This is a genomic window from Shewanella mangrovi, from assembly GCF_000753795.1.
GTDB classification, from domain to species: Bacteria; Pseudomonadota; Gammaproteobacteria; order Enterobacterales; family Shewanellaceae; genus Shewanella; species Shewanella mangrovi.
The window spans coordinates 1-11,579 of the sequence record NZ_JPEO01000004.1; the positions used below are offsets into that span (position 1 = coordinate 1).

At 48.1% G+C, this 11,579-nt stretch carries 9 protein-coding genes; 3 read left to right on the plus strand and 6 right to left on the minus strand.

Annotated features, from left to right (window positions below):
* The 5 genes from HR45_RS07475 to hemC form a co-directional block, all read right to left on the minus strand.
* Positions 1-2,671: retention module-containing protein (locus HR45_RS07475; protein WP_037441504.1), on the minus strand; the 2,671-nt coding region annotated here is incomplete at its 3' end.
* Positions 2,672-3,046: 375 nt separating this feature from the next.
* Positions 3,047-4,216: a heme biosynthesis HemY N-terminal domain-containing protein gene (locus HR45_RS07480; protein ID WP_037441505.1), complete on the minus strand. Its 1,170-nt coding sequence runs from the start codon at positions 4,214-4,216 to the stop codon at positions 3,047-3,049.
* Positions 4,213-5,382 (minus strand): uroporphyrinogen-III C-methyltransferase, encoded by a 1,170-nt coding sequence (locus tag HR45_RS07485; protein ID WP_037441507.1) that lies wholly within the window; start codon positions 5,380-5,382, stop codon positions 4,213-4,215. The genes HR45_RS07480 and HR45_RS07485 overlap by 4 nt, the downstream gene beginning before the upstream one ends.
* Before the next feature lie 39 nt (positions 5,383-5,421).
* Positions 5,422-6,141 (minus strand): uroporphyrinogen-III synthase, encoded by a 720-nt coding sequence (locus HR45_RS07490; protein WP_037441510.1) that lies wholly within the window; start codon positions 6,139-6,141, stop codon positions 5,422-5,424.
* A 13-nt stretch (positions 6,142-6,154) separates the two neighbouring features.
* Positions 6,155-7,084 carry a hydroxymethylbilane synthase gene (gene hemC / locus HR45_RS07495; protein ID WP_037441512.1) on the minus strand — a complete coding sequence of 310 codons (930 nt, stop codon included), beginning with the start codon at positions 7,082-7,084 and terminating at the stop codon, positions 6,155-6,157.
* Between the two features lie 212 nt (positions 7,085-7,296).
* On the opposite strand from hemC, the gene HR45_RS07500 reads away from it, so the two are divergent.
* Positions 7,297-9,720, plus strand: coding sequence for a class I adenylate cyclase (locus HR45_RS07500; protein WP_037441932.1), 2,424 nt, complete (start codon positions 7,297-7,299; stop codon positions 9,718-9,720).
* A gap of 18 nt (positions 9,721-9,738) precedes the next feature.
* Here the strand turns inward: HR45_RS07500 and cyaY are convergent, their stop codons facing one another.
* The gene (cyaY, locus tag HR45_RS07505) at positions 9,739-10,068 is read right to left on the minus strand and encodes an iron donor protein CyaY (protein ID WP_037441514.1); all 330 of its coding nucleotides are present in this window, start codon (positions 10,066-10,068) and stop codon (positions 9,739-9,741) included.
* Between the two features lie 80 nt (positions 10,069-10,148).
* Here cyaY and lptM point away from each other — a divergent pair, with 80 nt between their 5' ends.
* Both lptM and lysA read left to right on the plus strand, forming a co-directional pair.
* Positions 10,149-10,289 (plus strand): LPS translocon maturation chaperone LptM, encoded by a 141-nt coding sequence (gene lptM / locus HR45_RS19405; RefSeq protein ID WP_241461079.1) that lies wholly within the window; start codon positions 10,149-10,151, stop codon positions 10,287-10,289.
* Between the two features lie 10 nt (positions 10,290-10,299).
* Positions 10,300-11,544, plus strand: coding sequence for a diaminopimelate decarboxylase (gene lysA, locus HR45_RS07510; protein ID WP_037441517.1), 1,245 nt, complete (start codon positions 10,300-10,302; stop codon positions 11,542-11,544).
* The last annotated feature ends 35 nt before the right edge of the window (positions 11,545-11,579 follow it).

An 11,579-nucleotide genomic window follows, 5' to 3' on the forward strand; every position in this document is an offset into this window, starting at 1 on the left:
GTGCATCATTGGTGCCGTTAATGGTGATGGTTACCAATTGAGTATCGGTTGCTCCAAACTCATCGGTAACGGTGACGGTAAAGGTTTCGGTATGGGTTTCACCCTGTGCCAGTGCCTGTTGGTTGGCGTTATCTAGGGTGTAAATCCATTCGCCGGTGGCCGCGTCAATCGCAAAGCTGCCATAGGTACCAGTGGCATTGCCACTGAAGCTGAGTATTGCGCCGTTATCGACATCATCGGCCGTGACTGTGCCGTTCGCGGTGAGAGTGGTATCTTCCTGCACTGAACCAGTTTGGGTGTCTGAGGTGATCACCGGTGCATCATTGGTGCCGTTAATGGTGATGGTCACTAACTGGGTATCGGTTGCTCCGAACTCGTCGGTAACGGTGACGGTAAAGGTGTCGGTATGGGTTTCACCTTGTGCCAGTGCCTGTTGGTTGGCGTTATCTAAGGTGTAAATCCATTCACCGGTGTTTGAGTCAATGGCAAAACTGCCGTAGGTACCAGTGGCATTACCACTGAAGCTAAGTACCGCGCCATTATCGACATCGTCGGCCGTGACCGTCCCGGTTGCGGTGAGGGTGATATCTTCCTGCACAGTCCCTGTTTGAGTATCAGAGGTGATCACCGGTGCATCATTAGTGCCGTTAATGGTGATGGTCACCAACTGTGTATCGGTTGCTCCGAACTCATCGGTAACAGTAACAGTGAAGGTATCAGTATGGGTTTCACCCTGTGCCAGTGCCTGTTGGTTGGCGTTATCTAAGGTGTAAATCCATTCGCCGGTGGCCGCGTCAATCGCAAAGCTGCCATAGGTGCCGGTGGCATTGCCACTGAAGCTGAGTACCGCGCCATTATCGACATCGTCAGCTGTGACCGTACCGTTCGCAGTGAGGGTGATATCTTCCTGCACTGAACCAGTTTGGGGGCCGGAGGTGATCACTGGCGCATCATTGGTACCAGTGATGATAATAGAGACTTCTTGTGTGTCTGTGAGACCTTGTTCGTCAGTCACTGTCACAACAAAAGTTTCTGTGTGTGTTTCACCTTGTGCCAGTGCCTGTTGGTTGGCGTTATCAAGGGTGAAAGTCCAATCTCCAGTGTCAGGATCAATAGTAAAGTCACCAAAATCACCTGAGCTATCGCCACTGAAGGTTAACACTGCGCCGTTATCTACATCAGTTGCGGTTATGGTTCCTGATGTGGTGAGGGTGACGTCTTCTTGGACTGTTCCTAGATCATCAGTTCCGTCGCCTGAAATGACAGGTGCATCAGGTGTACCGGTAATTGTGATATCAACGGTAGTGCTTGAACCATCAGAAAGTCCAACACTAAAGGTTTGGGAGACAACTTCACCATCAGCCAATGCCTGAACAATATCTGCTTCGTTATTTAAGGTGTATGTCCAAACACCATTGGCATCAACACTAAATGTGCCATAAGCATCGGTGACGCTGTCAGCAACGAAACTTAACGCAGGATTGTCTACATCTGTTGCAGTTAAGGTGCCTGCAGCGGTCAGAATCTCATCTTCGACCACGGCTCCTTCATCGGCGGAGATTACTGACGGATCTTCAACCGGCGTAACGGTAATGTTTAGCGTCGCTGTTGCACCAGTGTTGGTTGTGTAGGTAACTTCAGGTACAGAACCATTCCAGTTGGCCACTGGGGTAAAGGTATAACTGCCGTCAGCATTAAGTTGTAACGTACCTTCATCAAGCTCGACACTGCTGCCTGCCACAAAGGTGTCGCCGTTTATGACGTAGGTAGCAACACTCAGCACGCTATCTATGTCGCTGTCATTATCTAATACATTGCCGCTCGCGACAGTGTCTTCAGGAATAGTGATGGCATCGTCGTTAGCAAGTGTTGGGTCATCGACAGGGGTAACTGTAATGGTCAACGTCGCAGTATTACCAGTATTGGTTGTGTAGGTAATGACGGGAACATCACCATTCCAATTAGCATCTGGCGTAAAGCTATAACTACCGTCAGCGTTGAGCACTAACATGCCGTTTTCTAATTCAACGGTGCTGTTTGCAGCGTAACTATTCCCTTCAACAACAAAACTGGTAACCGCGAGCTCGATACCTGTCGCGGTATCGTTACTTAGCACGTTACCTGTCGCAACACTATCTTCTGCGATGGTATTGCTGTCGTTTAACGTTGTTGCAGTGAGATCATAAGTAGGAAGGGTTTCCTGCGAGGTAGATGTTGGCGTAGTGAAGGTTGCCGTGTCATAACCAGAACTTGCGATAACTTCGGAACCATCACGGCTCAGCGTTACATAACCAGAGCCACCTTGGTTGGCCAAGTTACCACCAGCAGCGGTTTCAGGTAAGTTAGCGGTAGGGTCTTCTCCGGCAGCAATTAAGGCTTGCAACTGCTGAATTTCAGCATCTGTTGTCGCATTGCCTGTAGCATTGGCATCTGCTGGTTGTGAGAATTCTGGGGCCGCTGAAAGTGCAGTTTCTCCAGCATCGCTTAAATTCATGACCGCACCAGAAGAGGTAACAAGTTGTGCAGTAGCATTATCAGCAATTACCAACTGAGCGCCTGTGGGAACGATTTCTCCATCTTGAAGAGGTCGAGTTTTTCCATCGACAATAATTGAGATTTGCCCGTTAAGACCTTGAATTTGGCCGCCTTGCTGGATAGTTACTGTGTTCATACTAGCCCCTGCTTACTCTTGACCATCCTTGATGTTAAAGAGTGTTTATTTACATAGATGTTGAAAATGTAAAAAAAGTATCTTTTGGATTAGCAATATTAGGTTAAAAACCATTCGTGGTCAATTTTTTGACGCATTTAAAAGTCAATTAAAAACAGCATGTTATGCATATCGTATACTATCAACTATGACAATTTTATCTAGAAATTGACAATTGTTACTGTTTGGAATAACAGCAGGCCGATTCATAACGTTAAGTGATAAAAATCACATAACTGATGTAATGGTCTTTTTTAAGGATAGAAGGGCTGCTAGGGAACCTCAAATAAGGTTACCTAGCAGGATCAATATATGAGAAGTTGGGCGTTTGTTTTGTCAGATATCAATTGCGTTTGCAGCTGCGCGGTACGCATCGGCTGCGGCGGTATGATTGGCGAGCTGTTCATGAAGTTGTGCCAGCGCTAGAAAGTGTTTATGTGTTGGATCTAGTTCAGTCAATTTCTGTAATGCCGAGAGTTGGGCACTAAGCTCTCTTTTTTGCTCATAAGCTTCCGCTACACAATGTTGATAGGCAATGCGATTGGCACATTTAACTTCTTGCGCTTGCAATAACTTAAGTAGCTGCTCATCGTCAGGCGTGATGATAGTGGCAATCGCATGATAGATAGCATCACTGGTATCTTGCTTTAACTGTTTTGACAGAAGCTTTACTGCGTCGTCATGACGTGACAGGGTATTTAGCGCCAGCGCATAACTGGCAATCACATCGGCAATAGACTTTTCATGTCGGGTTAACCAGCCCCAGCAAGTGTTCAGTTCTTCCACTGTGGTGGCCGCTTGCAATTGTTTAGTGCAAATTTTAATTGTGAGCTGTTGTTGCTGATGTTCATCAATAAGCTGACGTTTTAGCAGTGCAGGTAACAAAGATCTGAGTGCCATCCAATCTTGTTGGGCCAAATAAACATCTTTGGCCAGTTTCAGCAACGGCGCTTTACTCTTACTGGTAGGTTTCAGTTTATCCAGTTCAGTTCGAGCGAGTTCAAGATCGCCGCTGCGGAGCAAGTAGCGGGTTCTGGCTGCGGTAACCGCCTCAAATGCCAGTGGTACTTCTGCCGCTTTATCTAGGTATTCATCACGTTCTTCAGTTTTTAGCTGATGCTGTGCGGCACGTGCGGCGGCGAGATAGTTCAGTACCGGGATCTCTCCCTGTTCAGCACCTTTACGCATGGCTCTTTCGGCAGCACTCCAGTTCTCTTCAGCAATGGCGAGCGCGCCAACTAAAGTGTGCTTGCGCGCTGCTTTGCGGCGCCAGCGTTGTGGTAAATAGCGACTGCTTAATACTAAGTTGAGCGTGGCGACGATGAGCCATTCCAGCAGTTGTAACACCCCATAAAATACCACCATCGCCACAATGGCAAAAATGACGCTGGTTTCGAGTTGCCAACCGAGAAAAGAGATATAGACGTAGCCTTTATTGCCAACAAGCAACGGACTTAGCAGTGCACCTGCTAAAATAACCAGCAGATAAAACAATACCCTAATCATTCAGTAGCCTCCCCATTTGGCATTAAATTGCCATAGGTGACTAACTGTTTGAGCAATTTACTGCACTGGAATTGCTGTACGTTAATCGCATCAAGCTTAAGGCTAGAAAGTGCTTCGAGGCTTTTTAACACTTCCTGCGTGTTGTCGTTATCGAGGTCGTAGTACTGCTGGATCCATTTACGTGCCATGGTGATCGACTGGCGGTAGTTCAACTCGTTATATTGGTAGAGTGCCAATTGTGCTTGTAGTAGCTTATTGCGAATATTTTCTTCCAGATACCATTCCTGCTTCGCAGATAACAGGGGCGTAACGTCGGTGGTAACTTTGCGGATAGTGAAGAAATCTTCCTTCAGGGCTTCCCAAGTTTTGGCGAGGTTGCTGCGCCAGTCGCTAAATGAATTTGATACTTGTTGATCTTCCGCTGTTGGCTCATCTTGCTGCTGTAATTTATTTAGCGGCATTTTATCTAACTTGCCGATCACGCCATCTAAGGTAAATACCGTCCCTGCGATATCTGCATTCTTGATTTCACTCACCGCGGCAATATCTTCGGCAATCGCTTTGCGTAACGGCACTAAAGAAGGTTCTTGCATCGCTGCAATTCGTTCATCGGCAGCATGAAGTAAACTCGCGGCAGTTTGTGGGTCTTTCTCCAACCATAGTTTACGGCCAGCAATACGGACCAGGTATTCAGCCTCCGCCGCCATCCAATGATTCGGATGACGTTGAGCCAATGTGGCCACTTTAGTATTAAGTTGAGATTGTGTCTGACTCAGTTTGTCGAGCGCTGATTGCGTTTGGCTAAGCTGTTGCTCGGTCTCATGCTGTGCGCTATCTAGCGTTTTAAGCTTTGCTTCCGGCGCAAGCTTAGCTTGGGCAATATCTGCCGCTAATTGTTCACTCTGTTGCTGCTGTTGAGAAATTTGCAGATACAAGTAATAACTCACGCCCATCCCAGCCAGCGCAATCAGTGCGACCAATAGCAGGCAAAACTTCAGTAACCCTGAACTTTTGTTGGTTGTTGGTTTGTTGGCGCTTGCTGGCGGTTCCGCTTCGACGGCACTGCCTGTTGTCTCGGCTTCGAGTGTCGCTTCTGTGCCAGTTGTATCGGCGACGACCTGTGCTTCGGTATTGGGTTGTTCCGCCTGAGGTTTCTCGTTGTCCATATAACTGTCCTGGGAATTGAAGGCCAGAGGCAACAGCAGTTACAGCGATAAGGCCTTTAAAATAGCGGCATCATTTGCTGCACCAGCATTTAAAACAAAGCTTAATCCAGCTTCATGAGCTTGCTGTTGTACTCGAATACTGGGCACTATGATATGACATGCTTGCAGCCAAGAAAAATTTTCTTCACTGATCAGCGAAAGGAGATTGGTTAATGCCTCGCCGCTGGTAAGGACAATCGTATCGATACCAAACTGCTGCCAATCTTGTAGCACAGCGCTTTTATCGTACTCCGGGCAGTGACGACGATAGACTTCGCAGTAACTGACATGGGCGCCATAGTCACTGAGTTGTTGGGCTAATGTCTCGCGGCCACCGACGCCGCGAACAATTACAATGTTCTTGTTCGTTACCACGTCAGGTTGGAGGCCGGGAAGACTCAGTAGTCCCTCGGTTTGCTGATTATCTGCAGGGGTGCCGATGGCGTTAAAGCCAAGTTTCTGCAGCGACTGTAAGGTTGCGTCGCCGACAGCATAAAATTGGCAGTCAGTTGGCCAGCCGTTAACTGGCGGCGCAACATATTTCACCGCATTGGTACTAATAAAAATGATGATGTCGGCCGTGGCCAATGACGCAGACGCTTGCTGAGTCAAGGCCGATACCGCCAATAACGGTGTGACTAAAAACGGAATCCCTTTTTGCGTCAGGGATTCCGTCATTGACTGGTTCCGACCTTGCGGTCGAGTCAGCAGTATTTTCATCGTGTTGATGAAATTAGTTACCGTAAACCGCTTGCAGGATGGCTTTGGCGCCTTTTCCTAGCAGTTCGTCAGCCAAGGCGTTACCTAAGCTTTCCGCATCGCTGACTTTGCCACTGATTTCACTGCGGATGACTTCAGAACCATCTGGGTTGCCCACCAGACCGCGCAGCAACATATCATCGCCAGTGATCTCAGCAAAAGCACCAATAGGTACCTGGCAACCGCCTTCCAGGCGAGTGTTCATGGCACGTTCTGCCAGCACACGGTAGCGTGTTTCTTTGTGTTCCAGTGGCGCCAGCAGAGCTTTCACTCGCGCGTCATCGGTACGACATTCGATACCAACGGCACCCTGACCATTCGCTGGCAGTGATTCAGTGGTTTCAATGAAGCTGGTGATGCGTTCTTTCAATTCCAAACGGATAAGTCCTGCAGCAGCCAGAATAATTGCATCGTAATCGCCAGCATCGAGCTTGCTTAGACGCGTACCCACGTTACCACGCAGATCTTTAATTACTAAGTCTGGGCGGCGGGCACGTAACTGGCATTGGCGGCGCAGGCTAGAAGTACCGACTACAGCACCTTGTGGCAATTCGTCGAGATTTTTGTAGGTATTAGACACAAATGCATCGCGTGGATCTTCACGCTTGCAAATCACTTCTAAGCCCAGACCTTCAGGAAATTCTACCGGTACGTCTTTCATTGAATGTACCGCGATATCTGCTTGGCCTTCGAGCATGGCCACTTCCAGCTCTTTCACAAACAAGCCCTTGCCGCCCACTTTTGCTAGCGGGGTGTCAAGAATGATGTCGCCTTTAGTGCTCATCGGCAGCAGTTCAACCAGCAATCCAGGATGGATGCGTTCCAATTCTGCTTTGACAAATTCTGCTTGCCACATGGCGAGCGGACTTTTACGAGTTGCAATGCGAATAAGATTGTCAGACATGCTCGAGATGTTCCGTAAGTAATGTAATGTAAGTAATTGCGGCAATGCTAACATTGCCAACTGCGGATTAGCACGAGCCACGCCGCAATCTTTGCATTTGCTTGATAGGATAATTACTCGAAAATGTGATCTTCATCTCAATTGCTTGCTGAATGTGATAGAAGTGTTAGCATTAGTGATTACTGAATCAAGGGAGTGAGTTGTTATAGATGATCAAGCGCCAACTGCAGTTTTTTGACACTGCGGAGCGACTCAATCGAGTTCGCTTAGCTCGTGCACAGGCGATTTTTTCACCGTTACAACAACAGCTTTTCAGCCTGATCCCAGTATTTGTTCACTGCCATCATCCCAGTTTGCCCGGTTATAACCATCCGTTAACACCCTGTGGTATCGCTCAGTTTGATCCTCAGCTTGAGCATACCAATGCGTTGGCACGGCTAAATTTGGCCTTTATTGCTCCAACGTCTGCGCCAATGCAGATTGAGGGTGTCTACGTCATGGGCAGCACCGCCAGTTTTGGGCAAAATCCCAAAAGTGATGTTGATGTGTGGTTAGTACACAGCGCCGACATCAGCGCTACCCAACAGCAGCTGCTACGTGACAAGGCCAAACAGTTAACTCGTTGGTTCGCTGGTTTTGATTTCGAAGTCAACTTCTATCTATTACAACCAGAACACTTCAAGTGGCATCAACAACAGCATGCGACCACCGAATGGGAAGTACTTGGTCATGAGAATAGTGGCAGTGCGCAGCATTGGTTGCTGCTGGACGAATTTTATCGCAGCCATATTCGCCTAGCGGGTAAACCTGCGGTTTGGTGGCCGGAGGGCGTTGCCGACCCTGAGCGCTTGCTGTATTTGGGTGACATGCGTGAATTGCCAGCCAGCGAATATTTTGGTGCTTCATTGTGGCAGCTTTATAAAGGCTTAGAAAAACCCCATAAAGCCTTGTTGAAAGTGTTGCTGTTGGAAGCCTACGCCAGCGAATATCCGCAAACTCGGTTAGTCTCAGAAGAGATTTGGCATTTAACTGAGCAGGAAAATTTCACCACCGAGAATGATCCCTATCTGCAGTTGTATTTCACCATTGAGCGCTATCTGCTCAAGGTTGGGGATTTGCGCCGCTTAGAGATTGCGCGGCGCTGCTTTTACCTCAAGTGCGGTATTCGTTTAAGTGATGCGCATACACACCAAGACTGGCGTTTTCATTATCTGCGTAAATTGGTGCGCGATTGGGAATGGCCCTATAGCTTAGTTGCCACCTTAGATAACTGTCATCAATGGCATAGCGGCGAATTGCAGTGGTTCAATGAACAACTAAACCAATTGATGCTCACCAGCTATCAAACCTTACTGCGGTTTGCCTCCACTCAGCGTTTGAGTGAGTCGTTTAAGGTGGAAGATCTTGGGCTGCTGACACGTAAGTTACATACCTATTTTAGTGAGGATAAGCAGCAGATCCTGCGCTTAAACTCGCTGTGGAGCCAGTCAATAGCTGAGCCGCATCTGACCATTTTGCATAGCGAAAATCAGCAGTGTTATTACCTCTATCGACTCACACCCGATCCGAAAAAATTCATCGGTGAGGTGGCCATCTACCGTGCTGAAAGCATTGCGGCATTGTTAGCCTGGACATGTCTGAATGGCGTTGCCGACGAAAATACTCAATGGCATCTGTTTGGGGCAAATCGTCGCCGAAGTCGTCGTTTATCAAGGGTGGCACACCGGATTTTACCCAGCTTAGCCAACTGCGACTGGCGAGTATCTAAGTTGGAGTTATGTCAGCCATGGCACTATCGCAAGATTATTCTATTACTGAATTTGGAAGATGATCCTTCGCAGTTGTGGCAAGGGCAGGAGATTATGGTCGACCTGCTGGGAATTAATCCGTTGTCGGTTGGCAAAAGCCATTTCTCACTGATGGGGAGTCTACAACTACTGACACAAAACTCTTGGGGCGAATGGCATAGCTACAACTTTAGCGCGGAGCTCGGATTACTGGAGCTGATCCAGCATATCGCGGCTGGCCTCAAGCGCACCCCCACACCGATAGCGGTCGAAGTACTCAGTGCGTCTGCCAAAGCACGTCCGCAGTTAGAAAGTCATTTACGACAACTGTTGCGACAGATAGTGACGCTCATCCATCGCGCCGACAATGCGCGTACGTTGGTGCAACCATTACAACTGCGCCATAAACGCTACGGAGTGTTTTTTGATGGTAAAGGTGTCAGCTATCGTGATTTGAGTGATGTACGTTCTCTCTACCAGCAGATGATGCGTGGGGCGCTGAATGAGCCTGAGCTTCGGGATAAGCCATTGCCGCGTTTTGAGGCGCTGCCGCAGCCAATTCAGGATGTGGCGGTAAAAGGTGTGGTGCAGTATTTTCTACGACCGAATGATACTCAGGTCGATGTCTATGTATTGGATGAGCTTAATCAGCTCCAACACTACATTCAAAATTCAAATAATATCAATGAGTTGGTGAGTCAGGTTTCGCAGCATTTTGCCTTTGCTGATGTGCATAACCTGCGTGGCCGTTTCAATTTTCCACAATTCTTTTTACTGCAAGGCTCGCGGCAAGCTCTGCAAGTTGTGCCTTTTGGTATGTCATCGGCAGCGGCGCAATCTGATTTTTAATCACGCCGCTGCTGAATATTAAAAGTTCAGTTCAATACCACTTTGTTTCGCGATAGATTCACGCACAAACGGCATAAACTCACCGCCATTGCGTTGATCCAACCATTTGCCGTCAACATAGGCAAAGTGGTACCCACCAAAGCGGGATGCGACCCAAAGTTCGTGCAGAGGTTCTTGTTTATTAATGACAATTTTAGAACCATCACCAAATTCTAACTGTAATACGTTACCTGACGCATCAATGTCGACATCTGCGTCTTGTGCGTCAATGGCGTATTCTATGGCGTTTTCAATGCGTTCAAACATATCATCGGCCAACTGATGATATTCGGTATCTGTCATAGCCATGCAATATCTGTCCTTTGCTTTCATCAAGATGAATGCGATTATAAGGCTAATGTATTTTCCGTGCACAGATGTTGAGTGAAATGAAATTACTTTTACCCTTAAGCTTGGTCTGTTTACTGCTCGCTGGCTGTGGTCAGAAAGGGCCTTTGTATAAAACGCCGACCAAAACCCCCAATCAGGTGCAACAGCCTGTAAATAACGCCCCCCAGAATCCAGTGTGAGGACGAAAAAGTGGATCATTTCCAATATCAAGAGAAGCATCTTTTTGCCGAAGAGTGTGACGTCGCAGAATTAGCGGCGCAGTATGGCACCCCACTTTATATCTATTCTCGTGCGACGTTAGAGCGTCATTGGCATGCATTTGATTCTGCGGTAGCTGAGCATCCTCATCTCATTTGTTACGCAGTGAAGGCAAATTCCAATTTAGCGGTGCTGAATCTGTTGGCCAGAATGGGCAGTGGCTTTGACATTGTTTCGGGCGGTGAACTAGCACGCGTTATCGCGGCCGGTGGTGACCCCGCTAAAGTGGTGTTTTCTGGTGTAGGTAAGACGCCTGCCGAGATGAAAATGGCACTGGAACTCGGCATTTATTGCTTTAACGTAGAATCACTCGCCGAGCTGGAAATTCTCAATGATGTTGCCGCTGGTTTAGGCACTATTGCGCCAGTGTCGCTGCGTATTAACCCTGATGTCGACGCCGGGACCCACCCTTATATTTCGACCGGTTTGAAAGAGAATAAGTTTGGCATTGCCATGGATGATGCCGAAGCCGCCTACACACGGGCGATGGAATTACCCTATTTGGAAGTGAAAGGCGCAGATTGCCATATTGGCTCGCAGCTTACTGAGATTCGTCCATTCTTAGATGCGATGGATCGTATGTTGGCGCTGATTGATCGCCTAGCCGAGCGCGGCATTAAAATCTCGCACTTAGATGTCGGTGGTGGTTTGGGCGTGCCTTACGATCAAGAAACGCCGCCTCAGCCTTTTGAATATGCTGCTGCGTTGTTGGAACGTATAGGTGAGCGAGACTTGAAGCTGATTTTCGAGCCCGGCCGGGCGATTGCTGCAAATGCTGGTATCTTTGTCACCGAAGTGTTGTTCCTCAAGGAAAACGCAGGTAAGAACTTTGCCATTGTTGACGGTGCCATGAACGATTTGATCCGCCCTTCGCTTTATAGTGCATGGCAACAGATCGTGCCGGTTCGTCAGCATAGCCGCGAACCTAAAGTGTACGATGTGGTGGGCCCTGTCTGTGAAACAGGCGATTTTCTCGGCAAGGAACGCGAACTCACTATTCGGGCCGGCGATCTGTTAGCGGTTCGCTCTAGCGGTGCCTATGGTTTTGCGATGTCGTCGAACTATAACACTCGTCCGCGAGCGGCAGAGATTATGGTCGACGGTGCTCAGCATTATGTCGTGCGTGAGCGTGAAAATCTGCAACAGTTGTGGCAAGGCGAATCGCTGTTACCATAAGCTAAGCGATTAATATTATTGGTGTGCAAGGAGTC

Bases quoted from the DNA above. Each gene is read 5' to 3' on its own strand.
- HR45_RS07490 (WP_037441510.1), bottom strand. From the start codon at position 6,141: ATGAAAATACTGCTGACTCGACCGCAAGGTCGGAACCAGTCAATGACG.
- hemC (WP_037441512.1), bottom strand. From the start codon at position 7,084: ATGTCTGACAATCTTATTCGCATTGCAACTCGTAAAAGTCCGCTCGCC.
- cyaY (WP_037441514.1), bottom strand. From the start codon at position 10,068: ATGGCTATGACAGATACCGAATATCATCAGTTGGCCGATGATATGTTT.
- lptM (WP_241461079.1), top strand. From the start codon at position 10,149: ATGAAATTACTTTTACCCTTAAGCTTGGTCTGTTTACTGCTCGCTGGC.
- HR45_RS07485 (WP_037441507.1), bottom strand. From the start codon at position 5,382: ATGGACAACGAGAAACCTCAGGCGGAACAACCCAATACCGAAGCACAG.
- HR45_RS07480 (WP_037441505.1), bottom strand. From the start codon at position 4,216: ATGATTAGGGTATTGTTTTATCTGCTGGTTATTTTAGCAGGTGCACTG.